Origin of the sequence: Aliiroseovarius marinus (assembly GCF_004360145.1) — a bacterium.
Lineage (GTDB): Bacteria > Pseudomonadota > Alphaproteobacteria > Rhodobacterales > Rhodobacteraceae > Aliiroseovarius > Aliiroseovarius marinus.
This window is the reverse complement of sequence record NZ_ML178712.1, coordinates 427,631-451,398: the sequence shown is the minus strand read 5'-3', so window position 1 is coordinate 451,398 and position 23,768 is coordinate 427,631. Positions and strand designations below refer to the sequence as shown.

The window sequence follows — 23,768 nt, the reverse complement described above, 5'->3', positions numbered from 1 at the left end:
AGGGGGCTAGATTAGCGGATCGCGCCCGTGACGGGGCCAAACCGGCCCGCGCGGCTGTGGCGCCAGAAGTGCTCGTCACCGCTGGCCGCGCCGGTTAAGGTGCAGGCGATGGAAACGCTTTCAATACTCTTTGTGCCGCTCTCGCTGATCGCAACGGCTGTCATGGCGGCCTCAGCGGCCATTCAGGCCCGCCGCTTTAACCTCGATTTGTTCGGCGCGACCGTTTTGGGGGTCGTCACCGCTGTAGGCGGGGGCACGCTGCGGGATCTGCTTCTGGGCCTCACCCCGGTGTTCTGGATTTCTGACCTGCGTTTCTTACTGGTGGCGGTCCCGTCATCACTGCTGAGCTTCTTCGTCGCGGCCCGCATGCCGACCGGCAACGGGCGGCGGCTTGCGCTTCTGATGTATCTGGATGCGGTCGGGTTGGCGCTGTTCACCCTGACTGGCGTTCAAGTCGCACTCGAGGCCGGGGTGGCGCCCGTCCTGACCATCGTGATCGGCTGCGTAACCGGCACCGCGGGCGGCATGATCCGCGATCTTCTGTGCAACATCACCCCAAGCGTCCTGCGCGAAGACCTCTACGCCACGATCTCGCTGGCCGGAGGCGCCGCCTATCTGGCGTTCTCGCAATTTCTGGGCGAGACGATGGCGGCACTTTTCACCTTCGGAATCATCCTTCTCGCGCGTCTTGTTGTGCTGTGGATGAACCCCCCAAAGCCGGATGACGAGGCGTTTCGGACCTAATCACGTTCATCCTGGATACACGAAAGCCGCGCTTGATAGCGCGGCTCGCAACATCTTGCTGTGTAAGATGAAAGTGGTGAGCCGTGAAGGATTCGAACCTTCGACCCACTGATTAAAAGTCAGTTGACGTAACCTGCCCAGTTCGGGCTCATCTCGTCACATCTTGACATAAACAATTGAAAAGTAAAGAAAATAAGCGAATACCTCCGGTCGCCACTTGCCAATGGTGGGCGGATTCTGGCATATATCTATCCGGAAATAATCCGGAAAGTTTAAATGACCAGTAAGAACACCAAGATCAAACTGACCCAATCCGTAGTCCAATCGGCCCTCAGCAACCGGGGCCAGGCTGCAATCTACCGCGACACCGAGGTGTCTGGTTTTCAGTTGCGTGTGGCCGCCCGTAGCGCCACATACTATCTCGACTACAAGCCCACCGGGCGTCGCCCCGATGGCCGTCAACACGCCAGCAAATCCATCAAGATCGGCACGGTTCAGTCTCACAGTGTTGCTGAGGCCAGAGCGGAGGCTGCAAGGCTGAAGGCTGAAGTGACCGCCGGAGGTGATCCCGCGGCGGATCGCAAGGCTGCGAAAGTTGCGAAGGCACAGAAAATTGCCCGAGCCACGACGATGGCGGAAGCGGCTGAGGCCTACATCACCACACTGACGGGCTCTGAGCGTCATATCACCACCGAGCGCGGTGCGCTGAGGAATGGTATTCAAGAGATGCAGGCTGAAGCCATGTCCCCTGAGGATGTAACGCCTCAGGACGTAATGCGTATGCTTGATCTTCACAAAGGGCGTGCCTGTGCCGTGCATCGCCTTGGCGCACTCAGTCGCTTCTTCGATGATCTTCTGGCGCGGGAAGTGGTGCTTCAGAACCCCTGTACGCGTGTCAGCAAGCGTCAAAGGCCAAAACCGCCCCAACCTCGCACCCGGCACTACAATGCCGCTGAGATGCGCTCTCTGTGGCTCTGTGATGGGTTGTCTGACGCGCAGTTGCGCTTCCTGCGGGCCATGATGCTACTACCCTTGCGCTTCAACGAGGCTTGTGAGCTTGTGGCCAGCGAGGTGGAGCCCGAGAATGGCAGGCTTGTGTTGCCGAGCAAGCGTACCAAGAACGGTGATGCCTTCGCGTTGCCTGTTCCGGATCAGGCCATGGGTTTGCTCGATGTTACAGGTTCTCAGGATGATCCGCGTGTCTTCCCACTGGCTGCCCCTGGCAAAAAATTTACCAGCTGGACCAGCCTGAAAAACAAGGTGCGCAAAGGCTCGGGCCTTGAGGACTTCAACTTTCATGATCTGCGGCGAACCTTCTTCACCGTTTTGGCCGAGCATGGAATTGGTGAGCCCACTGTTGTTGATGCCCTTCTGAATCACCGCCAGTCCTCCACGCGCTCCGGCGTCATTGCTGCCTATAACCACGCCACCCTGTGGCCCCAGAAGGTACGTGTGATGGAAGCGTGGGCGGGGTTGGTATTTAGTGCGGTGGAAACCGGATCATGGGAAGCTGAGGCCAACATCGTGCCCCTACGAAGACTCGAAAAGACTTGATGCTAGATTTTGATTAAGGGCTGCCCAAAACACGTGGCAGCCCTTCTGCAAAGTGGCAGCGAAGCCGACGGATCGCTTTCGTCCAATGCCATTTGCGCAGACAAGGCCCTAACCGCTCACAGTAAACTGCCCCATCATGCCGCCATCCTCGTGTTCCAAAATGTGGCAGTGGAACATGTAGGGCAGTGCCTCTGATGCCGGGCGGTCGAACCGCATCAAGATCTCAGCCTCACCATCAATCAGGATCGTATCCTTCCAGCCCGTGTTTTGTGGCCGTGGAGGCCGTCCGTTCTCGCTGAGCACCTGGAACATGACGCCGTGGACATGGAATGGGTGCATCATCATGTTGGCCGACACTCTCCATTTCTCAACCTGCCCCACCTGTGTTTTGAAGTTGATTTTCGACATGTCAAATGCCTGACCATTGATCGAGAACCGGTCTTCGGCGCGGCGCATCATCATGCCAGGACCCATGGCCATGTCGAGCGTGATCCGGCGTCGGGCGGCTGAGCTCGCGTCCATGTTCGGACGCGATCCACCCAGCGCCTCAGGCACTCGGGTTATCCGGGCTGGCGCCGCAGGGTCAATGACAAAGGGCAGCACCTCGAACGGTGGCCCGGAAGGGCTCCGCCGCCCCATCATGCCACCCATCATCCCTTCGTTGACGTTCTGTCCGCTCAGAAGCGATATGTCTTTCCCGTCGCCGAAATCCACCAGAACTTCATACCGCTCGCCGGGAGCAAGGCTTAGGGTTTCCAGCGCAATGGGGGCGTCGAGCAGACCCGTATCAGTTCCAATCAAATGCATGGGGCGACCGTCAGACAGCGCCAAGGTATAGATCCGAGCATTCGAACCATTCAGCAGACGCAGGCGGACCACCCCCTTTGGGACGATGGCGGTGGCACCCACTTGTCCATTGACCACCATGGTGTCCCCAAGAAACCCCATCATCTGGTCATGCATGGTCACACGATATGACATGCGCCCATCCTGATCGAAGCGACGGTCCTGCAGGACCAAGGTCAGGTCATCGGTGCCATAGGTGGTTGGCAGGCCGCGTGCATCGTCCTGCCCGTCCGTCAAGTGAAGAACACCTGCCAGACCCATATGCACCTGTTGCGCGGTCTTGCCATGCGTATGGCTGTGATACCAGACGGTTGCAGGGGGCTGGTCGATGGGAAGGACGGGGGACCAGGTTTGGCCGGGATCGACCAGCTGATGCGGCCCACCATCTACATCGCCGGGCACCACAAGCCCATGCCAGTGCACCGAGATCGCCTCGTCCAACGTGTTGTGAACAGCGACCGCTGTGTCACCCGCATGGTTCAACCTGACGGTTGGCCCCAGAAAAGGCTGGTCAAACCCCCAGGTTCGGCTGGATGCATGGCCCGGGAAATCCGTTTCGCCCGCTTGTGCGGTCAGAGTGAACTGTCCGCTGGATGTAGCATCCACCAAAGGCGGCATCTGCAGGGGCTTCGAAGGTGTGGTGGCCCATGCGCGGACCGGAAATTGCGACATCACAGAGGCGGCGCCAAGACCGGACAGCAGAGTTCGACGAGAGATCATGGGCGAAATTCCTTTTGGATCTGATGGGCAAGCTTAGCGGCGATCATCACCGCTAAGACCTTCGAGAATGGGGCAATCAGGGCGGTGGTCGCCCGCACACTCCTTAGACAGATGACTCAGCGTGGCGTGCATGGCCTGAAGATCGTTGATCTTCGCCTCGATCTCTTTCAAGTGCTTGCTGGTGATCTCTTTCACATCTGCGCTGGCGCGCGTTTCATCCTCGTAGAGCGCCAGTAGATTGCGGCAATCATCAATGGTAAAGCCCAGGGCACGCGCGCGGCTAAGAAAGGTCAGCTTGTGCAGATCGGTTTCGCGAAAGACGCGGTAGTCGTTTGTATCCCTGAGCGGTGTGACCAGCCCGATATCCTCGTAGTAGCGAATGGTCTTTGCGCGAAGGCCGGTGCGTTTGGACACATCTCCGATATTCAAGTTCATGGTAGCCTCCCCTTTAGCTGGCGGCGGTGGCAGGTTTCAAAGCTATTGGGCGCGTCGCTGATGGCGATGTTCCCGCGCCAATCGCTGGCCGGACCCAGCGCAGTCTCAAGGCGTTTGACAGTACGAACACACTAGACAGCGCCATTGCACCGGCGGCCAGAACGGGTGACAGAAGCAGGCCAAACGTGGGATACAGCACCCCAGCCGCCACCGGGATCAGGAGCGTGTTGTAGCCGAAAGCCCAGAACAGGTTCTGGCGGATATTGCGCATGGTCCGGGCCGAAATGTCGAACGCGTTGACCACGCCGGTCAGATCGCCAGACATCAGCACCACATCCGCGGCTTCAATGGCCACATCGGTGCCAGTGCCAATGGCAATGCCCACATCGGCTGACGCCAGGGCGGGGGCATCGTTGATCCCATCCCCCACAAAGGCCAGTTTGCCATGGTCCCGCAGGTTGCTAAGGGCCGTAACCTTGCCCTCGGGCAGCACCTCGGCCACGACATGATCGATGCCCAAACTGCGCGCGATGGCATCAGCTGTGCCCTGATTGTCGCCTGTAATCATGGCGACCTTCAAACCCAGATTGTGCAGAGAAGTAATCGCTGCGGGTGTCGTGGGCTTGATCGGGTCCGATACGGCGATGGCAGCGGCAATCTTGCCGTCGATGGCGGCGTAAAGCGGGGTGCGTCCTTGCTGCCCCAGCTCGGTTCCGGAGTCGCCGAGTTTGCCTAGGTCAATGCCGTCACGCACCATCAGTCGGTCCGCGCCGATCAGAATTTGCCGCCCTTCCACAGTCGCGGTTACTCCGTATCCTGTGATTGACGCGAATTTCTCGACGGTTGGAAGGGACAGGCCCCGCTCTTCGGCCGCCCGCAGGATGGCCTCGGCAATCGGGTGTTCAGAGCCAGCCTCAACGGCTGCAACAAGCCGCAAGACTTCATCACGATCATAGCCATCTGCCACAATCAGGTCGGTCAGTTCCGGCCGCCCGGCCGTCAGCGTGCCGGTCTTGTCCAGAGCAACCACCTGTGTTTCCCCCAGCATTTGCAACGCGTCACCCTTGCGAAACAACACCCCAAGCTCGGCGGCACGTCCGGTGCCCACCATGATCGAGGTGGGGGTCGCCAGACCCATTGCGCACGGGCAGGCAATGATCAGGACCGCAACCCCTGCGACCAGAGCGAAGCTCAGCGCGGGATCGGGGCCGAAGATCAGCCAGGCCACGATGGTCACGGCGGCCACGCCCATAACGGCAGGAACGAACCAAGCGGTAATTCTATCCACCAGACCCTGAATCGGAAGCTTCGCGCCCTGCGCCTGTTCCACCATCTGAATGATCTGGGCCAGCATCGTGTCGGCACCCACCTTGGTCGCCCGGAAGCGCAGCGCGCCTGTGCCGTTCACGGTGGCACCTACCACTTCGGCGCCAGTGGTTTTCTCAACCGGCACCGGCTCGCCGGTAATCATGCCTTCGTCAACGTAAGAGCTTCCAGATAGAACCTCTCCGTCGACGGCAATTTTTTCACCGGGACGCACATGGATGACGTCGCCCACCGAGATGCCGTCAATCGGAACTTCAACGATGTCGTCACCCCGTTCGACCCGCGCTGTTTTGGCTTGAAGCCCGACCAGTTTGCGGATCGCCTCGCCGGTGCGGCCCTTGGCGCGCGCCTCAAGCCAGCGGCCCAGAAGGATCAGAACGACAATCACCGCCGCTGCCTCGAAATAGACATTTGCTGTGCCCTCGGGCAGCAGATCGGGTGCAAAGGTTGCAACGACCGAAAAGCCGTAGGCGGCCGAGGTCCCCAAAGCGACCAGAGAGTTCATGTCCGGAGTGCCCCGAAACAACAGCGGAAACCCCTTGGTGTAGAAGCGCAACCCGGGGCCGAACAGCACGATGGTCGTCAGCACGAACTGCAAAAGGCGGCTGGTCTGCATGCCGATGCTACGTTCGATCCACATGTGCATGGCCGGAAACAGATGGCTGCCCATTTCAATCACGAAGACGGGCAGGGCCAGAATGGCGGCCACCAATGTAAGCTGCCCCAGCCGGGTGATCTCGGCCAGCTTTCGGCTTGCTTTGTCGGGATCGCTTCCTTGCTGGACCTGTGCCGGATAGCCCAAGTTACTTGCCACACGGGCCAAATCCGCTGGGGCGACGATCCCTTCGGCGTATTTTACATGCGCAGTTTCGGTGGCTAAATTGACCGATGCGCTCAGAACCCCGGGCACGGCGGTCAAGGCACGCTCGACACGACCGACGCAGCTTGCACAGGTCATTGCCTCGATCTGCAACGTGACCTCGGCCATCTGGGCAGGATACCCGGATTGCTCTAGCGCGTCAGCCAAGGCCGTCAGGGTTGCGGGTTCGGAAAACACGATGTCAGCGCTTTCAGAGGCCAGATTGACCGCAGCGCTGTCGACGCCAGGAACTGCCGTCAGAGCCTTCTCGACGCGACCGACACACGAGGCGCAGGACATGCCGTCCACGGACAGCCGGATTTGGGATTTCTCGGACATGGGACCCTCCATTTAACGGGTGTTCGAGTCGAACATGGGGGTTCCAGTAAGGGGAGGGTCAAGGGCCAAGCATCACGTTTTCTTGAGCATTGACCTTCCCCCTTGGGAAGCCCCACTTACAACTGTGAAGTCATAAGAGGAGCCCTTGTATGCGTATGTTCCACGTCCCTGACATGAGCTGCGGACACTGCAAAGCCGTGATCGAGAAAGCTGTTTTGGCCGAAGATGCGCAGGCGGAACTGGTGTTTGACCTCGACGCCCACGAGGTCAGGATCACCAGTGACCTAGCGGATCACGATCTGCTCGCCATACTTGCGAAGGAAAGCTATCCAGCGACAATTTTGGTCTAGATCAATGCACCATAGAGCCTGTCGCCATCCCCAAGTGATGGGGTTGATGGTGATTGCCGACGGCCATCAGGCCGAAGAAGCCCAGCGCCCGGATAACCTCAGCGTCTGTCTGTGAGGTGACGGTCCAAACAATTTCATCCCCGTTCAAAAGCACCTGACTTTCCCAGCCTGTGTCCGCCCTCAGCACCGGCGCATGCGCGGGAACCATGCGCGAGACTGCGGCTCCTCCTGTTCCGGTGGTTTGTACGTGGAACCGTGCGCCTTCTGGCACGTCTTCTGTTGTCACCTTGGCATGCGTCACCAAGTTATCCATGTCGATCAGATGCCGGCGCAGGGCCGCGATATCGACCGCTGACCAATCGGTTTCGGGGTTGGCGCGTAACATTGCAACGATCTCGGCAATGGCGGCAAATGCGCCCTGACCGGGTTCGGTTGGTAGGACAGTCTGAGGCGCATGACCCGCATGGTCGTGACTGTGCTGTGCGTAGACCGGCGCCGCTGCAAACAATGTGGCAATCGCAAATATCGTGTGTCGGAGCATGATTGAACTCTTGATCGAATTTGTGGCCCCAAATGCTGGTACCTATCTGGCCAATTGAATATGATTTGAATCACAATGAGCGATTTGATCCCACTTCCAGCGCCATTTGATGGCCTGCCCTTGTCCGATTTGCCGCGCCGTAGTTTGACCGGCGGAGAGCACCTGTTTCATCAGGGCGATAGGGCGCGTGGAATGTTCTTTGTTGAGCAAGGAGAGGTGCGCCTGGTGCGGCACACGGAAGCGGGTCAGCTGGTCACGATGTTCAGGGCAAGATCCGGCGACACGCTGGCCGAGCCATCACTGTTCAGCGACCACTATCACTGTGACGCCATTGCTGACGGGGACTGTACGGTGCGCGTTCTCGGTAAGGCCATCGTGCTGGGCGCCATGACAAAGGACACTGACTTTGCAATCGGTCTGGTTCAACGGCTTTCGGCACAAGTCCAGTCTTATCGCCGCAAGCAAGAGTTGCTGGCGATTCGGTCCGCGCAGGACAGGGTACTTGCGGGCCTTGCGGATGGGTGGATGACCGGAACAGTGGTGGCTTTCGCCAGCGACCTTGGACTAAGCCACGAGGTCGTCTTTCGCGCGCTGTCGGATCTGGTACGCGACGGGCAGGTCGAACGCCCCGCCCGCGGCGTCTATCGTCTAAAGCGCACAGATCAAGCGGCGTCGTAGTGGTTGAAAACCTCGGTGCTGCCATCCTTGCGGATCAGGTAGACCGCATAGGCTTCGCGCTCGTTCTCAGGGCCCATACCGGGTGATCCAAAGGGCATTCCGGGGACGGACAGACCCACTGCGTCAGGACGCTCGGACAGCAGGCGATGGATATCGGCGGCGGGCACATGTCCTTCGATGTAGTACCCGTTCACCACGCCGGTATGACATGATGTCATGTCCTGCGGGATGCCGTTCGTTTCCTTATAACGCGACAGGGCGTCCCACGAGGCATTCTGGACCTCCAGATCAAAACCCCCTTGCTGCATGATCGCCATCCAGGCGCTACAGCAGCCGCAATCCGGATCTTTCAGAACCTGTATCAGCGGGCGAGGCGCGGCAATCGTCGGTGTGGCAAGTCCGATGCTGGAAGCGCCAAGCCCCGCTAGGAACAGGCGCCGGTCAAGTTTCGGGTTGGTCATGTTTTATCCTTTATTGTTCGTGCTGACGGCATGATCTCGGCCTTTGTGACCAAAGCGCCGTGACATGTCGTGGCATTGTCGAGCCGGGCAATCATGAGCCGCCCTGCATTTGTTCACCTGTGGTGCGTGTGGCCTGCATCTCGCGGATGCGGTCGGGCCAGGTGGATTTTATGAAGGCCAGTATGTCCCAGATTTGTTGATCGCTTAGGCTGTCTTCGAATCCCGGCATGCCGCTGGAAAATCCAGATACACCGCGTGTTTCAAGCGCCGCTTGGCCACCGCGTTTGGTATAGTCAAACAGCAACGCATCGCCGTGATGCCAGGTGTGTCCGGTTTGGTCATGGGGCGGAGCGGGAAGGACGCCGTCCTCGTCTGGGGTACGCCAGTCGGGTTGGCCCTCAAGGTTCGCCCCATGACACGCGGCACAGTTCTCTGCATACAGCACCTTGCCTGCATCAGGATCCGAGTCCAAGGGCTGCTGTGCTGGCTGGGCTTGCGCATCCATGGGGCTGAAGGCTGTTATTGCGATGCCGAAGGCCCCCAACCCGGCAGCGCATAGCGCAACAAGTGTTCCGCGCCTCATGCGGCCACCCGTATCCAGGTCTTCATACCTGCCTTCTGGTGTGACAGCATGTGGCAATGCAAAAGCCAGTCCCCCGGATTGTCTGCCCGAAACACGATGCTGCGTGTTTCCCCGCGATCCATCAGAAGTGTGTCGCGCAATGGACCAAGCGCGCCATCGGCCAGACGCTCCTGGAAATGGTGCCCGTGTAGGTGTATAGCGTGTGGAAACGCCGTGTCATTTTGCATCGGAATTTCGACAATGTCGCCCACGGCAACCTCAACCAATGGAGCTTCGGGCAGACCTGCGACGCCATTGAAGGTCCAAACCTGGCCCTGCTCGACCAATTGCTGGATCGACAGGCGCTCGCCCTTCCAAATTCCCTGACGCAGCCCCCCCATCGCGCCGCCTTCCATGATCAAGCGCGCCTCAGTCGTGGCCTGAGCTGTCTCAAGAGGGACAAGCGGATTGGATGGCAGAGGATTGATTGCCCCGCGCGCGGACGAACTGCCTCCGCCCGAAACATGGAGATCTGCAAGTACGAAAGCCTCTTCACGTTCATGGATGGCAATTAGTGCCTCGTCTCCCTCGTCAGCAGTGACATCTACGATGAAATCCGCCCTTTGTGCCGGGCCGAGGATCACGTGATCGGTGTGTTCGGGCGTTTGCAGTGGCATCCCATCCAACGCCACGAGGGCGCCGCTTAAGCCATGAAGACCGATCTTCATGATGCGGTCCACCGCGACGTTGACCAGCCGTAGCCGTACGCGATCATGGCGGCGCAGTTGCGAGACGCGCGGCAGAAGGGATGCCTGTACGTAATTTCCGATCCGCCCCGCATGCGTCCAGTCATGCATCCGGTCGAAATCGTCGACGATCTCTCCGTTCTCACGCAGCCGCCAATCATCCAGCACCACAGCGATATCGTGGTCGACCTCTGGCGGCTCGGCCTCATCGACAATCAATAATCCATAAAGCCCCCTTGCGATCTGCTCGGTGGATTGGTTGTGCGAGTGGTACCAGAAGGTGCCCGCATCGGGCGGCGTAAAGGCATAGTCAAACTGATCGCCGGGTGCGACGGCGTCCTGTGTCATACCCGGCACCCCGTCCATCGCATTCGGTACGCGCACTCCGTGCCAGTGAACAGAGGTGGGCTGTGGCAGTTCATTCACCAATGTGCGCATCAAGCGTTCGCCCTGTTTCAGACGCAACAGAGGGCCGGGCACCTCGCCATCAAATCCCCAGATCGGTGTCTCGGGGTATTCGGCAGGTAGAATGCGCGCACTCGCCGGGCGGGCCACCAACCGAGGTATGGTTTCGGCATGTGCAAATCCCGGCGTTGCAGCAAGCGCGGCGGTTCCGGCCAGAAATGTGCGGCGGTTCAGTCTTGGTCCCTGAGGCTTTTGTATTGGGTTCATTCGCCTATCCACCCTCGTGTTCATCCATCAGATATGTCGCGATGGCTGTACGGTCTGCTTCGGTCAGGAAGCTGGTGCCATACAGTACGACCTCACCCATCGTCCCTCCAAAGGCGTCGCCCTCGGGCGTGATGCCGGTGCGCAGCGCGTAAGCAAGGCTTGCCACATCCCATCCCCTTTTGATCAGAGTTTCGTGATCAATCGCGGGTGCTTTCTCGCCACCCGGCAAGCTGTCGCTTCCTTTAAAATGCTCGGTATCCGAGTTGCGGGCCCCTGCGAAGTTCCGCCCGGTATGGCAGGCGGCGCAATGGGTGGCGCCTTCGACCAGTTCGCGGCCACGGTTCCAGATCTCGCCTTTGCCAGCCACGGGCTCGGTTCGGGGTGGTTCAAGATAGGCCGCACGCCACAGCTTCAAGCCCCAACGCTGGTTGACAGGAAACTGCATTTCGGGCGCACGCGAAGGCGTGGCGACGGGGGGTACTGTCTGGAACGCAGCCCAGAGGTCGGCGATCTCTTGATCCGTGAAATTCGCATAGAACGGGTAGGTAAAGGCCGGGTAATAGGCGTACCCCTCGGGCGAGACCCCTTCGCGCACAGCACGGGCAAACTGAGCCTGCGTCCAACCGCCGATCCCATGTTCGGGGTCGGTGGTTAGGTTCGGGGAATACAGCGACCCGAACGGTGTCTCAAGGCGCAGCCCCCCGGCTAGGGGCGCACCTCCGCCAGTGATATCCGTGTGGCACGCAATACACCCGGACGCACGCGCAAGATACGCGCCGCGTTCTACATTGCCTTGCAGCGAAATGGGCGTAGGAGGCTGACCAATCGGCCAAGCGATGAGCGCCGAGAGGCTGACCGAGGCTACTACGGCCCCAGCCAATCCCAGACGATAGATTTTGCGCATCTTCTCGGCCTATTTCTCGGCCCGGAAACGGGTGTGGCAAGCAGAACAAACCTGACCCATCATGGTAAAGACGCCATCGGCGGGCATATCGGCGAAGTCCATCATGCCTGCGCCTTGTCCGGCCATCATGCCGGTTCCCATCATACCTGCGCCTTGGCCACCCATCATGCCACTGCCCATCATGGTGCCCCCTTGGCCCGTCATCATGCCACTACCGGCAGGTGCGTTCCCGGCCATCATCAACCCGTTGTCGGACGCCGCTGCCAGCCCGTCAGCCATCACACGCAATTGCTCGGCCAGCGCAGCAAAATTCTCCCAGTCCTGCCAAATTTCAAGCTTCGCCTCGGATGGGGCATCCGTGCTGCCCTCGGGGAACAGCTTCGTCATGGTCGTTCCGGCATGTTGGCTGATGTCGCCTGCACGATCACGCACCACGTCGGCGTCGTAATCGACCTTGCCTTGCATCATCGGCGTCAGAACCTTCATGGCCTCTTTCATGACGCCCATGCCATCCATGCGTTCCTTGACGATGCCCGTGGCACCCCCATGAGCGAGAACGGACTGGCTTGCCACGGCAAGTACGGACGCAGCCATCGCGCCCACGAGTAGTTTTTTGGTTTTCATCGGATTTTCCTGATTGAAGTGTTTCTCAACGCCATCGGCGCGCGGAAGATATCAAATCAGGAAGCGGGGAGGTGGTGGATCAAATCCCGATATAACGGGAAGACCCATAATTTTTACAGGTAGCGCATAGCGCTCGCGTTGTGCACTTGCGCTTGCTGGCACAAAGTTATGCTGGACGATGGCAGGGCCAGAACAGAAGGCACCACCAAAGCACTGCCCCTGATTGTCTGCTGCGAAATAAACGGCGTCCGACTGCGCGGTAATCGCTGTTTCGGAAGGCGCATGTTTGCCATGTGCTTCCGCAACACCACCTGACAAAAGCAGGCTGGCGACAAAAATGCCGACCGCGACGAACATAGGCCCGACCCATCTGCGCATTCCCTCAAACACCGTTCAGTTGATCCCGTTCTCGCGTTGCAGTTCTCTGACGTATGCAATGATGTTCGCAACATCGGCCCGGGTCAAGCCGTCGACCGGCGGCATGTTGCCGAAGCCCCAATGATGCGCGGGTACACCTCTTTGCACCGCCAGCACAAAAGCCATGTCCGCATGATGACTGGGTTCATAGATCTTGTGCACAAGCGGCGGTGCGATGCCCTGCTGCCCCGCCGCATCGGTCCCGTGGCAGTCTGCGCACACGGCGTCGAATCCGCGCTTTCCCATCGTTGCCGTTGCGCTTAGCGCGGCGGGTAACTGCACTGTCACCATCGGTGCGCCCGCTGCAATCTCTGCCACGGGGTCCGCGACGTCATTCGGTCCTCCACGCGTCAGAAGAAAGGTAACGATGAGGGCCGCGATTCCGATCAGGCTCCACGTCTTGATGGTCATTATCTATACTCTTTCCTTGCAGGTCAGATCAGCTTGACCTGTGTGCCAACCTTCGCAAATGCGAACAATTCAGCGATCTGCCCGTTGTAAAGCCCGATGCAGCCGTTCGAGGATCGTCGCCCGATCTTGCGCGTGTCGTTGGTGCCGTGGATCCGATAGTATTGCCAACTGAGATAAAGGGCATGTGTCCCCAAGGGGTTTTCCGGCCCGGGGCCAACATAGTCTGGCCATTCCGGGTTGCGTTTCTTCATCGAGGGCGTGGGCCGCCATGACGGTCCGTCTACCTTGCGCACCACGCGCGTGTATCCAAGCCGCGTCAGATCATCACTTAACGGCACACTGGTTGGATAGATCTTTGCAACCGTCCCATCTTCGGACCAGTACTGCAGCATGCGCGACGTCGTGTCCGACAGGATCACCCCGTTTTTCAGGCTATCGAAATGGTCTTGCCAGCGGTGCATGCGGAACGAGGAAATGTTGCGTTCCGTTTTCGTTTCCACCTGTTCCGACTGCGCAAGAAGCATTGGCGCAGGAAAGGCGCAACCTGCCGCCAGTCCCGAAAGAAAACGTCTTCTGGATGTGTGTAAGTTCATGTGCCCCTCACTTGGCTGCCTCGTCGAAGGAACGTGTGCTTCGTTTTGATGCAACAGCCAGCTTCCCCCGGGGGAAGGTCAACACATTATACGGTCACAATTCGGTGAAACGTCGGTCCGGTGAAAGATTGCAGATAATCAAAAAAAAGATCGTCAACCGGGACGACCGGGTTTCGCCGATCAGGCCAAGATGGGCTCAGATAACTTGAAAGGAGCCCAAATATGCCTCGTCCCGCCGACACTCCCAACGAAATCTGTACCTGCGGAGCGACGCTTCCAGAGTTCGCAGATCGTGGAACCCTGGCCCAGATCATCACGCGTCGCTACTTCCCCATTTCCGCGCGCACCATTCGGACCTGGCCGCTCGCCGTTTGGCACCCCAATAAGAAGGCCGTGCACAGGGTAAGCGAAGCCTTGGAGTACGCTGAGATGAAGATGCAGGAAGCCTCGGCTGTGCGCCAAGGGGGATAACCCGAACCATTCAAACCGATCCCTCGCGAGCCGCTCAGATACCCTCTGGGCGGCTCTTTGCGTCACGGGTACTCGGATTGCCTAGGTCAGCATGGATTCCAGCGAGGCCTCATCGAGCATCACGTCAGGATTGCCCGAGGCCAGGGTTTCAAGCTCATACCGCGACAGCTCCACCAGTTCGCGCCGCTGAGGCCCCTGTACGGCCTCTGGGCGCTTGGGGGCCACCCACCCCAACCGATCAAGGATGTCACGTGCAGCCTGCAGCCTGACGTTTGCAGGGGAGCTTTCTGACAGCATGACTTCGCGCACCACATTGACGGCGGCAGGGCCAAGGGTTTTTAGCTGGTCGTTCATGGCTGTGCGGATCAGGTCAGCCACGGCCACGTCGCGCAGCCATTTATAGCCCATGCTGTGAGCCGAAGCCGCAGGCACCCCGGCGACCCGCGCAGCCTGAGACGCATTTCCACAGCGTACATATGCTTCAGCAAATGCCTGCCGTTTGCTCCAATCAGCCTTTGCCATGCATATCTCCCTGGTTCTCTTGAATGGGCTAAGGTTAACCCAAAGATCGTAGGAGTTCGTCCAGCAAGGCTGTGGATAGCAGGAGAGGTCGTTAAGCAGGGGCCCAGCGGTGCGCTTACCAGTCGCAGGCTTCGCGCAGGGGCTTGATCGCGTTCTCAATGCCAGAGATGTCGAACTCAGCTGTGACTGGGCTTTGGTTGTAGGGCGTGAAGCGGACCAGTAGCGTGTCTTTCTCAAACAGGCGTATCGCGGCGGGTATTGCCCGATTCCCGCTCCAAATGCCGAGGGCTCGGTTGTCCGTGCTGGCGTCCATGCTAACAGTGCGGGTTTTGTCACTGTCGGTTCTCATATCAACGTCGCCATATCCACTTACACGGCTGGCTAGGTGGCAATTGTCGGTAGCGATGAAAAGTGATGTCGTGTTCTCAAGGCAGCGGATCCAGAGCTGAACAGGGGCCGGGGTCGAGTAGCTTCGACAGGCAACGTTGTCGTTGGATTTCAGCGATAGGTAAACATCAGTCGTGTCTTCAAACTTTGAGGTCTTAACGTTGACGTTCCATTTGCCCGTATCGTCCGATGCGAGGGGAGTGGTTGTTTTCGCTGTCCGACCCGAAGCCTCGTCGTAGCAGGCTAAACGGTCTATGTCAGCGTCAATCGTGGCACAGCTATCGAGAGCGGTTTCAGCATGGGCGAAGCTGGCGGTTAGAAGGGTAATGGCAAGGGCCCATCGTTTCATCGGAATTCCTCTCAATCCGTTTAACCAATAGGTGCAAGTAAACCCGTCAAAGGGGAGTTGTCCATGCCCATATCTACCCTACCGCCATTACCCCCGACAGGATGAATGGTTGGTGGCGCGCCCGCCCCCGTAAGGGGGAGGCGGGCGCACTCAGGGTTGGACCAAGGCAACCTTCCCCTGTTTGGGCCAGTATGGGGCGACAGGGTGCCAACTGAATGCCCAGCGCCTAAGGCCAGGTGGAGGGGCTGGCTGACTTTGCGACAGAAGGGCCAGGGTGGTTTTTCGGCGAGCCGGATATCCGCGAAGGCCAGTGTGGGGCCGAGCAAGGCGGTTGTTGTTTCGTGCGGTAGGAGCAAGCTCGATGGCCAACTAGGGGTCTTTCTGCGCGGTTACTCCTGTAAGGGCCAGTGGGGGGATGTGCGTAACAGATCTCCATTGGCCAATGGGCGGGGGTGGAAACGCGGGCGGTCAAGCTGGCTAACTTTTATACGTGCCCATTCCACAACATGTTGTGCGATTCCTCCGAAATGAGTCCAGATGTATTGACTTTTCCGAGCAGATGAGTTTAGACTGGAGCTGTTCGAAGAACGAAAGCCGAGCAGACTTGAGGACTGAGCTGCGCTCGCCGCTGGAGGCGGCGCGCAGCAGTCGAGCCGCAGGGTCGATTAAAGCTCCAGTCTAACAATCAAGACAATCTCAGAAAACTATGTTCAGAAGATGGGTAGGCAGTGATTGCTCTGCGCACTTCGGCAAAATCTGCTCCGACTGCTCGTCGTGTTGGGGAGGTACAAGAATCCATGGGACTCCCATGGGCGGGTCGACACCTCCCCCCCATAGACGGATAAACGTTCAGTCGATGCTGGCTCCAAGTGAATTGAGAATCGCGCGATCCCCGGCTCGATCTTGGGATTCCGTATTTCCGATACGCTAGGGCGCGTCTTGCCGCTTCCGACGAATCTGAGCGCGAGCATTGATGGGGCAGAGAAGTGTCGCGCGATTCATCCGGAAATACTCCGGAAAGTTTGCGCATGGACTACGAATTTCCCCGAGGAGGTCGGTGTAACCCATTGATTTTAGGGAGGTTCAGTGGTGAGCCGTGAAGGATTCGAACCTTCGACCCACTGATTAAAAGTCAGTTGCTCTACCAACTGAGCTAACGGCCCACTCTGTGAGCGCGGTGACTAAAGGGAGTGGCGGGTGGGGTCAACCCCATTTTCGAATGAATCTGCACGATCTCTGGCAAAAGTTTTGCCAAGGGCTTATATCGCGGCTCATGGCAGATGCGCAGACACATATGAATGGCCTTGAGTTCATGAAATGGCATGGGGCGGGCAATGACTTCGTGATGATTGATTCACGGGGGCGCGATGCTGTTGTGACTCGAGATCTGGCCGCTGGGTTGGGCGATCGCAATCGCGGCGTTGGCTTTGATCAGCTGGCTGAGATTCGCAGCTCGGACGTGGCGGATATTGATCTGGATTTCTGGAACGCCGATGGCAGCCGTGCGGGCGCATGTGGGAACGCGACCCGTTGCGTGGCGCGCTATATGATGGATCAGACGGGCAAGGATGCCCTGACCATCCGCACTTCGCGTGGCGTGCTTGAAGCACGCGCTGACGGAGATCTGGTTGCCGTGAACATGGGACAGCCTCAGCTGACATGGCAGGAAGTGCCTTTGTCGCAGGACGTGGATCTGCAGCACCTGCCGCTGGAGGGCGATCCCGTCGCCGTCGGCATGGGCAATCCGCATTGCGTGTTCTTTGTGGAGGATGCCGAAACCGTCGATGTTGCCGGGATCGGGCCGGGCTTTGAAACTGACCCGCTGTTTCCCGAAGCCACCAATGTTGAATTCGCCGAAATCCGGTCGCGGAACGAGATTCGCATGCGCGTCTGGGAGCGTGGCACGGGGATCACTCTGGCCTGCGGCTCGGGCGCTTGTGCGACGGCCGTTGCCGCTCATCAGCGCGGTCTGACCGACAAGCGCGTGCGGATGGAGCTGGATGGCGGCTGGCTGACCTTGGATTGGCGCGAGGATGGCGTCTGGATGACCGGCCCCACCGCTTTTGTATATAGTGGCCAGCTGACGCAAGCCTTCCTGAAGGGTCTGTAAGATGGGCGCGAAACCCCCGATTTTCGCGACGCTTGGCTGTCGCCTGAACGCCTATGAGACCGAGGCGATGAAACGTCTGGCCGATGAGGCGGGAGTGGAGGGCGCTGTGGTGGTGAACACCTGCGCCGTGACCGCCGAGGCCGTGCGCAAAGCCCGTCAGGAAATCCGCAAGCTACGGCGCGAGAACCCGGACGCCAAGGTGATCGTCACCGGCTGTGCGGCCCAGACCGAGCCCGAGACCTTTGCCAACATGGACGAGGTCGACGCAGTTATCGGCAACCACGAAAAGATGTCGCCCGAAACATGGGCGGGCCTTGCCCCCGACCTGATCGGTGACACCGAGCGCGTGCAGGTCAATGACATCATGTCCGTGACCGAAACCGCCAGCCACCTGATCGACGGGTTCGGCACCCGGTCGCGCGCCTATGTGCAGGTTCAGAACGGCTGCGATCACCGCTGCACCTTCTGCATCATTCCTTATGGCCGCGGAAATTCCCGGTCTGTGCCCGCGGGCGTTGTGGTCGACCAGATCAAACGCCTTGTGGATCGTGGGTTCAACGAGGTCGTCTTGACCGGCGTGGATCTGACCAGCTGGGGCGCCGACCTGCCCGGAGAGCCGCGCTTGGGTGATCTGGTCATGCGGATCCTGCGTCTGGTGCCGGATCTGCCACGCCTGCGCATCAGTTCAATCGATTCGATTGAGGCGGATGAGAACTTGATGCTGGCCATCGCGTCCGAACCGCGCCTGATGCCGCATCTTCACCTCAGCCTTCAGCACGGGGACGACCTGATTCTGAAGCGGATGAAGCGGCGCCACCTGCGCGACGATGCGATTGCCTTCTGTGAAGAGGCCCGCAAGCTGCGCCCCGGCATCACCTTTGGCGCCGACATCATCGCGGGCTTCCCGACCGAGACCGACGCGCATTTTGAGAACAGCGTGAAGCTGGTCGAGGACTGCGACCTGACATGGCTGCACGTCTTCCCGTACTCGAAACGCGAAGGCACGCCGGCGGCGAAAATCCCGAACACCGTGGATGGCAACGTGATCAAGGTCCGTGCGGCGCGTCTGCGGGCGGCGGGGGATGCTCAGGTGCAACGGCATCTGGAAGCACAAGTCGGGCAGGAACATCAGATCTTGATGGAGAACCCGACGATGGGCCGCACCGCCCATTTCGCCGAGGTGATCTTTACCACCCCGCAGGAAGAGGGCGCGCTGATCACCGCCACGCCCACGCGGATTGTAGACAAACAGCTGGTTGTCTGATCACCTGTCCTCAGCATAGTCAGAGGACCCGCCATGCACCCGAACCCCGTTTTCCGACGTAGCGAGCGCGAGCAGAACATCGCCTTCGCCCAGACCCGCGCCTTTGGCACGCTCTGCGTGGCGGGCGAGGCGCCGCTTCTGTCCCATATCCCGTTTCTGCTGTCCGATGACGGATCGCTGGCCGAGTTCCATCTGGTCCGCTCGAACCCCATCGCGCGGGTGGGCGAGATGAATGCGGTGCTCGCGGTGACCGGGCCCGACGGCTATGTCTCGCCCGATTGGTATGGGGCTGAGCAGCAAGTGCCCACGTGGAACTATGTTGCCGTACATCTGCGCGGGCGGTTGGTGCCGTTGGAACACGACGCGTTGCATGACATTTTGGTGCGCCAGTCCGCCGCCTATGAAGCGCGGATCGACGGCAAAGCCCCGTGGACCTTCGACAAGATGACGCCCGAGGTCGTGACCAAGATGGAACGGATGATCGTGCCCATGCAGCTTGAGGTCGAAGAGATCGACGGCACGTGGAAACTGGGCCAGAACAAGGACGATCCGGTGCGCGAAGCGGCGGCGGCGCAGATGCATACGGGCTTTGGGCAAGAGCTTGCCGAAATCGCCAAGCTGATGAGCGATCCGCCTGCATAAGTGGACATAAGCCCCCGGCCTCCCTACATTTCTATATAAGGAGGATCCCATGGCCTTACCGCTTGCCCCAATTGCTGTCGTCGCGCTGCGCTATGGCGCTGTCGCCCTGACCACCTATGCCATCGCCCGTTCGGTCGAACGTGGGCGGCGGGATCAGCGTCATGAGGATGCCTTGGATGAGGCGCCCGAAGGGCTGACCGCACGACGCGAGAAGACGGATGACAGCGAGCAAGTAAACGCCACCGCGCGGATGCGCCGGGTGATCCGTCTGGGGGAAAACGGACCGGGGGTCGAGATTGACGCCGTCGGCCTGACCCGCATTCGCTTTCGAAAGGTATAGGCTATGCAACTGATCTCGTCCGTGACGTCCCCGTTTGCGCGCAAGGTGCGTGTGCTGTTGCAAGAAACCGGCCAGGCGGATGACGTGGAAGAGATCATGGCCGCCACCCTACCCACTGCCCCCGACCCCACGGTGACGGCGGCGAACCCCCTGTCGAAAATCCCCGCGTTGATCCGGCCCGACGCCCCGACGCTTTATGACAGCCGTGTGATCACCCGCTTTCTGGATGCCCGCAGCGGCGGAAAACTCTACCCCGAGCACCAAATCTGGGACGTTCTGACGCTCGAGGCGACGGCGGACGCGATGATGGATGCCGCCGTTCTGATGACTTATGAGCTACGCCTGCGCCCCGAGCCGATGCGGTTCGAGGATTGGATCGAAGGCCAGTGGGGTAAGATCGAGGGTGCGCTGGACGCGCTGAACACCCGCTGGATGAGCCATCTGTCCGGCCCGCTGGACATGGGCCAGATCGCGGTCGGCTGCGCGCTGGGCTACCTGGACTTCCGCCACGACGCCCGCGGTTGGCGCAAAGGCCGCGACGCGCTGGACGACTGGTTCGCGGTGTACTGCCAGCGGGACAGTATGAAGGCGACGAAGCCGGTTTAACGGGTGGTGCAGAGGGTCACGCCTGACCCTGGGTGGGCGTTTCGCTGCGGCGTAGCTATATGCGGCGTCGCGTTTCTTGAAATCTTGCATCTGTGCTTGGCCTCGCAATACGCCCTCCCGTCATGCCGGAGGCATGCCGACTAACGGCGCGCACCTTTGGTGCGGGGGAGGGTCGGGCGTGGCCCGTGCGGTGCACGTGCCGAAAATATCCCCAAACGACTCACGCGCCAAATCGTCGCGTGCGGTTTGACTTAAGTCATGGGCGCGGGACGTGGCTTGGGTAAAATTATCCCCGACATTCTAGATGTTCGCGCCAACAGTGCAGCTGCAGCATGTTTTCAGGGTATCATATCCTTGAAAACCGACACCTGCGCCCTAATGACTTCTGGACTGAGCGCGTTTCCTTAGATAAACAGCCGCGAAACGGACCGCTTGCAAAGGCGGTCTTCAGTCGTGTCGGTTGCCATATTGCAACCTAGCTAGGGAGATGCGCTCGTGTCACACGCCGACGACCACGAAGGAACCCGCCGGGATTTCCTTTACTATGCGACCGGTGGCGCCGCAGCCGTAACGGCTGGTGCTGCTGTTTGGCCGCTCGTCAATCAAATGAACCCCTCTGCCGATGTTCGGGCGCTCAGCTCGATCCGCGTTGATGTTGCTGACGTTGCCGTCGGCAGCCAGATCACCGTGAAATGGCTGGGCAAACCGGTATTCATCCGCCGCCGTACTGCAGAAGAGATCGAACAGGCCCGTGCGGACAACACCGCAAACGACCTGATCGACGCGTTTGCGCGTAACGACAACCGCGATGCGGCCCTGTCGGCAGACGACCAAAACCGTGCGATGGACGAAGCTGGCGAATGGCTGGTGATGATGGGTGTGTGTACCCACCTTGGCTGTGTGCCTCTGGGCGACGGCGCTGGCGATTACAAAGGCTGGTACTGCCCCTGCCACGGGTCGCACTACGACACCTCGGGCCGTATCCGCAAAGGTCCGGCACCTGAGAATCTGCCGGTTCCGCCTGCAGAATTCGTCGACGCAACGACGATCAAGCTGGGCTAAGGGAGGCTTACATGTCTGGAATTCCTCACGATCACTACGAGCCCAAGTCGGGCTTTGAAAAGTGGCTGCACGAACGTCTGCCCGTTGTAGGCCTGGCCTATGACACGCTGATGATCCCCACCCCGAAAAACCTGAACTGGTGGTGGATCTGGGGCATCGTTCTGGCGTTCTGCCTGGTGCTGCAAATCGTTACCGGCATCATCCTGGTGATGCACTACACCCCGCATGTTGATATGGCCTTTGCGTCGGTTGAACACATCATGCGTAACGTGAACGGCGGTCACATGATCCGCTATATCCACATGAACGGCGCGTCGCTGTTCTTTGTGGCTGTTTACATCCACATCTTCCGCGGCCTGTTCTACGGTTCGTACAAGGCGCCCCGCGAAATCACATGGATTGTAGGTATGCTCATCTACCTGATGATGATGGGCACCGCGTTCATGGGTTACGTTCTGCCTTGGGGTCAGATGTCCTTCTGGGGTGCAACGGTTATCACCGGCCTGTTTGGCGCCATCCCCTTCATCGGCGAGCCGATCCAGACTCTGCTTCTGGGTGGTCCTGCTGTGGACAACGCCACGCTGAACCGCTTCTTCTCGCTGCACTACCTGCTGCCCTTCGTGATCGCCGCGCTTGTCGCCGTTCACATCTGGGCCTTCCACACCACGGGCAACAACAACCCGACAGGTGTTGAGGTTCGCCGCGGTTCGAAAGAAGAAGCCAAGAAAGACACCCTGCCGTTCTGGCCCTACTTCGTGATCAAAGATCTGGTCGGCCTGGGCATGGTTCTGATCATCTTCTTCGCCGTTGTTGGCTTCATGCCCAACTACCTGGGTCACCCCGACAACTACATCGAGGCAAACGCTCTGGCGACGCCGGCACACATCGTTCCCGAATGGTACTTCCTGCCGTTCTACGCGATCCTGCGTGCCTTCACCGCTGATGTTTGGGCTGTACAGTTCGTTAGCTTCATCACCGGTGGCATCGTTGACGCGAAGTTCTTCGGCGTGCTGGCCATGTTCGGCGCCATCATCGTGATGGCTCTGGCACCGTGGCTGGACACCTCGTCGGTCCGTTCGGGTCAGTATCGCCCTGCCTTCAAATGGTGGTACCGCCTGCTGCTGATCGACTTCGTCGTTCTGATGTGGGTTGGCGCTCGTGACACCGAGTTCCCGCATGACTGGATCTCGCTGATCGGGTCGACCTACTGGTTCGCCTACTTCCTGGTGATCCTGCCGCTGCTGGGTCTGTTTGAAAAACCGACCACGCCTCCGGCAACGATCGAGGAAGACTTCAACGCCCACTATCCCGGCGCAGCCGAGTGAGAGGATTGAGAACAATGATCAAACAACTCACAGCATCCGCTATCGTCGCTTTGGGTCTCGCCACTGGCGCGGCTCAGGCCGCTGGCGCAGGCGGCGAAGTCCATGACACGGCCTTCTCGTTCGAGGGTCCGTTCGGCAAGTACGACAAGGAACAGCTGCGTCGCGGCCTGAAAGTGTACACCGAGGTCTGTGCGGCCTGTCACGGTCTGCGCTACGTCCCGCTGCGTACCCTGTCGGACAAAGGTGGCCCCGAGTACACCGAGGACGAAGTTCGCGCATATGCAGCCGAAAACTTCACCATCTACGATCCGGAACTGGATGACGACCGCGCCCGCGTGCCGGCTGACTTCTTCCCGACCGTTGAAGGCGAAGGCATGGGTCCCGACCTGTCGCTGATGGCCAAAGCCCGCGCTGGCTTCCACGGCCCGGCCGGCACCGGCATCAACCAGCTGGTCAAAGGCATGGGTGGCGCTGAGTACATCGCTTCGTTCCTGACCGCCTTCAACGGCAAGGAACAGGAAGTCGCTGGTCAGTACCTGAACGGAAACGACGTGTTCCCGGGCGGTTGGACCTCGATGCCTCCGCAGTTGGAAGATGGCACCGTCGAGTATGACGACGGTCACAACAACTCGGCCCACCACTTGGCCGAAGACGTTGCAGCCTTCCTGATGTGGACGGCAGAGCCCAAGATGATGGCCCGCAAACAGACCGGCTTTATCTCGGTCATTATGTTGGTCCTGCTGACCTCGCTTCTGTACCTGACGAACAAGAAGCTCTGGGCCCCGCACAAAGGCAAAAAATTCAACGCCTAAGCGTTGGGTTTGACGGAATAGAGAAGGGCGCCGCAAGGCGCCCTTTTTTTCCGCTTGGTGATGTTTTGTGTTTCCTAAGGGAGGTAGAGACTTCCG

Annotated in this window: 26 protein-coding genes and 2 tRNA genes; 12 read left to right on the top strand and 16 right to left on the bottom strand. The window is 59.5% G+C overall.

The features are described from left to right. Window positions 1-108: 108 nt before the first annotated feature. A complete protein-coding gene (locus EOL43_RS02365; protein WP_133485165.1) occupies window positions 109-744 on the top strand; it encodes a trimeric intracellular cation channel family protein in 636 nt (211 codons plus the stop codon). Window positions 745-818: 74 nt separating this feature from the next. Here the strand turns inward: EOL43_RS02365 and EOL43_RS02360 are convergent. Then, a tRNA-Lys gene (locus EOL43_RS02360) sits at window positions 819-899 on the bottom strand. A 121-nt stretch (window positions 900-1,020) separates the two neighbouring features. Between EOL43_RS02360 and EOL43_RS02355 the strand changes: the two genes are divergently transcribed. After that, window positions 1,021-2,298, top strand: a complete 1,278-nt coding sequence (locus EOL43_RS02355; RefSeq protein WP_133485164.1) for an integrase arm-type DNA-binding domain-containing protein — start codon at window positions 1,021-1,023, stop codon at window positions 2,296-2,298. Between the two features lie 108 nt (window positions 2,299-2,406). Here the strand turns inward: EOL43_RS02355 and EOL43_RS02350 are convergent, their stop codons facing one another. The 3 genes from EOL43_RS02350 to EOL43_RS02340 are packed head-to-tail and all read right to left on the bottom strand — an operon-like array spanning window position 2,407 to window position 6,823. After that, on the bottom strand, window positions 2,407-3,864 hold the full coding sequence (locus EOL43_RS02350) for a multicopper oxidase domain-containing protein (RefSeq protein ID WP_133485163.1): 1,458 nt from the start codon (window positions 3,862-3,864) through the stop codon (window positions 2,407-2,409). Between the two features lie 33 nt (window positions 3,865-3,897). Continuing rightward, the gene (cueR, locus tag EOL43_RS02345) at window positions 3,898-4,293 is read right to left on the bottom strand and encodes a Cu(I)-responsive transcriptional regulator (protein ID WP_133485568.1); all 396 of its coding nucleotides are present in this window, start codon (window positions 4,291-4,293) and stop codon (window positions 3,898-3,900) included. A 19-nt stretch (window positions 4,294-4,312) separates the two neighbouring features. Next, on the bottom strand, window positions 4,313-6,823 hold the full coding sequence (locus EOL43_RS02340; protein ID WP_133485162.1) for a heavy metal translocating P-type ATPase: 2,511 nt from the start codon (window positions 6,821-6,823) through the stop codon (window positions 4,313-4,315). A gap of 149 nt (window positions 6,824-6,972) precedes the next feature. On the opposite strand from EOL43_RS02340, the gene EOL43_RS02335 reads away from it, so the two are divergent. After that, a complete protein-coding gene (locus EOL43_RS02335; protein ID WP_240686432.1) occupies window positions 6,973-7,173 on the top strand; it encodes a heavy-metal-associated domain-containing protein in 201 nt (66 codons plus the stop codon). Window position 7,174: 1 nt separating this feature from the next. On the opposite strand, the gene EOL43_RS02330 is transcribed toward EOL43_RS02335, so the two are convergent. Next, window positions 7,175-7,714 carry a hypothetical protein gene (locus tag EOL43_RS02330; RefSeq protein WP_133485161.1) on the bottom strand — a complete coding sequence of 180 codons (540 nt, stop codon included), beginning with the start codon at window positions 7,712-7,714 and terminating at the stop codon, window positions 7,175-7,177. A gap of 75 nt (window positions 7,715-7,789) precedes the next feature. On the opposite strand from EOL43_RS02330, the gene EOL43_RS02325 reads away from it, so the two are divergent. Continuing rightward, complete coding sequence (locus EOL43_RS02325; RefSeq protein ID WP_133485160.1) at window positions 7,790-8,392, top strand: Crp/Fnr family transcriptional regulator; 603 nt, start codon at window positions 7,790-7,792, stop codon at window positions 8,390-8,392. Here EOL43_RS02325 and EOL43_RS02320 read toward each other — a convergent pair. The 11 genes from EOL43_RS02320 to EOL43_RS02270 form a co-directional block, all read right to left on the bottom strand. Beyond that, window positions 8,377-8,853, bottom strand: a complete 477-nt coding sequence (locus EOL43_RS02320; protein WP_133485159.1) for a DUF411 domain-containing protein — start codon at window positions 8,851-8,853, stop codon at window positions 8,377-8,379. The two genes, EOL43_RS02325 and EOL43_RS02320, sit on opposite strands and share 16 nt — an antisense overlap. 91 nt (window positions 8,854-8,944) lie before the next feature. Further along, window positions 8,945-9,436, bottom strand: a complete 492-nt coding sequence (locus tag EOL43_RS02315) for a c-type cytochrome (RefSeq protein ID WP_133485158.1) — start codon at window positions 9,434-9,436, stop codon at window positions 8,945-8,947. Continuing rightward, the gene (locus EOL43_RS02310) at window positions 9,433-10,833 is read right to left on the bottom strand and encodes a multicopper oxidase family protein (protein ID WP_133485157.1); all 1,401 of its coding nucleotides are present in this window, start codon (window positions 10,831-10,833) and stop codon (window positions 9,433-9,435) included. Before EOL43_RS02310 ends, EOL43_RS02315 begins: the two co-directional genes overlap by 4 nt. 4 nt (window positions 10,834-10,837) lie before the next feature. Then, complete coding sequence (locus tag EOL43_RS02305; protein WP_133485156.1) at window positions 10,838-11,737, bottom strand: c-type cytochrome; 900 nt, start codon at window positions 11,735-11,737, stop codon at window positions 10,838-10,840. 9 nt (window positions 11,738-11,746) lie between these two features. Further along, a complete protein-coding gene (locus EOL43_RS02300) occupies window positions 11,747-12,361 on the bottom strand; it encodes a c-type cytochrome (protein ID WP_133485155.1) in 615 nt (204 codons plus the stop codon). A gap of 51 nt (window positions 12,362-12,412) precedes the next feature. Continuing rightward, entirely contained in the window at window positions 12,413-12,718 is a 306-nt protein-coding gene (locus EOL43_RS02295; protein WP_133485154.1) for a hypothetical protein, read from the bottom strand. A 36-nt stretch (window positions 12,719-12,754) separates the two neighbouring features. Further along, window positions 12,755-13,189, bottom strand: a complete 435-nt coding sequence (locus EOL43_RS02290) for a c-type cytochrome (protein WP_133485153.1) — start codon at window positions 13,187-13,189, stop codon at window positions 12,755-12,757. 23 nt (window positions 13,190-13,212) lie between these two features. After that, a complete protein-coding gene (locus EOL43_RS02285) occupies window positions 13,213-13,782 on the bottom strand; it encodes a L,D-transpeptidase (protein WP_133485152.1) in 570 nt (189 codons plus the stop codon). A 552-nt stretch (window positions 13,783-14,334) separates the two neighbouring features. Continuing rightward, window positions 14,335-14,775: a terminase small subunit gene (locus EOL43_RS02280; RefSeq protein ID WP_133485151.1), complete on the bottom strand. Its 441-nt coding sequence runs from the start codon at window positions 14,773-14,775 to the stop codon at window positions 14,335-14,337. A 115-nt stretch (window positions 14,776-14,890) separates the two neighbouring features. Continuing rightward, window positions 14,891-15,511, bottom strand: coding sequence for a type VI secretion system-associated protein TagO (locus tag EOL43_RS02275; RefSeq protein ID WP_133485150.1), 621 nt, complete (start codon window positions 15,509-15,511; stop codon window positions 14,891-14,893). Between the two features lie 1,087 nt (window positions 15,512-16,598). Further along, a tRNA-Lys gene (locus EOL43_RS02270) sits at window positions 16,599-16,674 on the bottom strand. Window positions 16,675-16,784: 110 nt separating this feature from the next. Between EOL43_RS02270 and dapF the strand changes: the two genes are divergently transcribed. The 8 genes from dapF (at window position 16,785) to EOL43_RS02230 (ending at window position 23,672) form a co-directional block, all read left to right on the top strand. Further along, window positions 16,785-17,621, top strand: coding sequence for a diaminopimelate epimerase (dapF, locus tag EOL43_RS02265; protein ID WP_133485149.1), 837 nt, complete (start codon window positions 16,785-16,787; stop codon window positions 17,619-17,621). 1 nt (window position 17,622) lies between these two features. Continuing rightward, on the top strand, window positions 17,623-18,885 hold the full coding sequence (mtaB, locus tag EOL43_RS02260) for a tRNA (N(6)-L-threonylcarbamoyladenosine(37)-C(2))-methylthiotransferase MtaB (protein ID WP_133485148.1): 1,263 nt from the start codon (window positions 17,623-17,625) through the stop codon (window positions 18,883-18,885). Window positions 18,886-18,918: 33 nt separating this feature from the next. After that, the gene (locus EOL43_RS02255; protein ID WP_133485147.1) at window positions 18,919-19,527 is read left to right on the top strand and encodes an FMN-binding negative transcriptional regulator; all 609 of its coding nucleotides are present in this window, start codon (window positions 18,919-18,921) and stop codon (window positions 19,525-19,527) included. 49 nt (window positions 19,528-19,576) lie between these two features. Continuing rightward, window positions 19,577-19,867, top strand: a complete 291-nt coding sequence (locus EOL43_RS02250; RefSeq protein ID WP_133485146.1) for a hypothetical protein — start codon at window positions 19,577-19,579, stop codon at window positions 19,865-19,867. Window positions 19,868-19,870: 3 nt separating this feature from the next. Next, the gene (locus EOL43_RS02245) at window positions 19,871-20,473 is read left to right on the top strand and encodes a glutathione S-transferase (RefSeq protein ID WP_133485145.1); all 603 of its coding nucleotides are present in this window, start codon (window positions 19,871-19,873) and stop codon (window positions 20,471-20,473) included. Between the two features lie 495 nt (window positions 20,474-20,968). After that, the gene (gene petA / locus EOL43_RS02240) at window positions 20,969-21,535 is read left to right on the top strand and encodes a ubiquinol-cytochrome c reductase iron-sulfur subunit (protein ID WP_133485144.1); all 567 of its coding nucleotides are present in this window, start codon (window positions 20,969-20,971) and stop codon (window positions 21,533-21,535) included. 11 nt (window positions 21,536-21,546) lie between these two features. Then, window positions 21,547-22,860, top strand: a complete 1,314-nt coding sequence (petB, locus tag EOL43_RS02235; RefSeq protein ID WP_133485143.1) for a cytochrome b — start codon at window positions 21,547-21,549, stop codon at window positions 22,858-22,860. A 14-nt stretch (window positions 22,861-22,874) separates the two neighbouring features. Beyond that, complete coding sequence (locus EOL43_RS02230; RefSeq protein ID WP_133485142.1) at window positions 22,875-23,672, top strand: cytochrome c1; 798 nt, start codon at window positions 22,875-22,877, stop codon at window positions 23,670-23,672. Window positions 23,673-23,768 lie beyond the last annotated feature (96 nt).

Bases quoted from the DNA above. Each gene is read 5' to 3' on its own strand.
- EOL43_RS02365 (WP_133485165.1), top strand. From the start codon at position 109: ATGGAAACGCTTTCAATACTCTTTGTGCCGCTCTCGCTGATCGCAACG.
- EOL43_RS02355 (WP_133485164.1), top strand. From the start codon at position 1,021: ATGACCAGTAAGAACACCAAGATCAAACTGACCCAATCCGTAGTCCAA.
- EOL43_RS02350 (WP_133485163.1), bottom strand. From the start codon at position 3,864: ATGATCTCTCGTCGAACTCTGCTGTCCGGTCTTGGCGCCGCCTCTGTG.
- EOL43_RS02340 (WP_133485162.1), bottom strand. From the start codon at position 6,823: ATGTCCGAGAAATCCCAAATCCGGCTGTCCGTGGACGGCATGTCCTGC.
- EOL43_RS02335 (WP_240686432.1), top strand. From the start codon at position 6,973: ATGCGTATGTTCCACGTCCCTGACATGAGCTGCGGACACTGCAAAGCC.
- EOL43_RS02330 (WP_133485161.1), bottom strand. From the start codon at position 7,714: ATGCTCCGACACACGATATTTGCGATTGCCACATTGTTTGCAGCGGCG.
- EOL43_RS02325 (WP_133485160.1), top strand. From the start codon at position 7,790: ATGAGCGATTTGATCCCACTTCCAGCGCCATTTGATGGCCTGCCCTTG.
- EOL43_RS02320 (WP_133485159.1), bottom strand. From the start codon at position 8,853: ATGACCAACCCGAAACTTGACCGGCGCCTGTTCCTAGCGGGGCTTGGC.
- EOL43_RS02315 (WP_133485158.1), bottom strand. From the start codon at position 9,436: ATGAGGCGCGGAACACTTGTTGCGCTATGCGCTGCCGGGTTGGGGGCC.
- EOL43_RS02310 (WP_133485157.1), bottom strand. From the start codon at position 10,833: ATGAACCCAATACAAAAGCCTCAGGGACCAAGACTGAACCGCCGCACA.
- EOL43_RS02305 (WP_133485156.1), bottom strand. From the start codon at position 11,737: ATGCGCAAAATCTATCGTCTGGGATTGGCTGGGGCCGTAGTAGCCTCG.
- EOL43_RS02300 (WP_133485155.1), bottom strand. From the start codon at position 12,361: ATGAAAACCAAAAAACTACTCGTGGGCGCGATGGCTGCGTCCGTACTT.
- EOL43_RS02295 (WP_133485154.1), bottom strand. From the start codon at position 12,718: ATGTTCGTCGCGGTCGGCATTTTTGTCGCCAGCCTGCTTTTGTCAGGT.
- EOL43_RS02290 (WP_133485153.1), bottom strand. From the start codon at position 13,189: ATGACCATCAAGACGTGGAGCCTGATCGGAATCGCGGCCCTCATCGTT.
- EOL43_RS02285 (WP_133485152.1), bottom strand. From the start codon at position 13,782: ATGAACTTACACACATCCAGAAGACGTTTTCTTTCGGGACTGGCGGCA.
- EOL43_RS02280 (WP_133485151.1), bottom strand. From the start codon at position 14,775: ATGGCAAAGGCTGATTGGAGCAAACGGCAGGCATTTGCTGAAGCATAT.
- EOL43_RS02275 (WP_133485150.1), bottom strand. From the start codon at position 15,511: ATGAAACGATGGGCCCTTGCCATTACCCTTCTAACCGCCAGCTTCGCC.
- dapF (WP_133485149.1), top strand. From the start codon at position 16,785: ATGGCAGATGCGCAGACACATATGAATGGCCTTGAGTTCATGAAATGG.
- mtaB (WP_133485148.1), top strand. From the start codon at position 17,623: ATGGGCGCGAAACCCCCGATTTTCGCGACGCTTGGCTGTCGCCTGAAC.
- EOL43_RS02255 (WP_133485147.1), top strand. From the start codon at position 18,919: ATGCACCCGAACCCCGTTTTCCGACGTAGCGAGCGCGAGCAGAACATC.
- EOL43_RS02250 (WP_133485146.1), top strand. From the start codon at position 19,577: ATGGCCTTACCGCTTGCCCCAATTGCTGTCGTCGCGCTGCGCTATGGC.
- EOL43_RS02245 (WP_133485145.1), top strand. From the start codon at position 19,871: ATGCAACTGATCTCGTCCGTGACGTCCCCGTTTGCGCGCAAGGTGCGT.
- petB (WP_133485143.1), top strand. From the start codon at position 21,547: ATGTCTGGAATTCCTCACGATCACTACGAGCCCAAGTCGGGCTTTGAA.
- EOL43_RS02230 (WP_133485142.1), top strand. From the start codon at position 22,875: ATGATCAAACAACTCACAGCATCCGCTATCGTCGCTTTGGGTCTCGCC.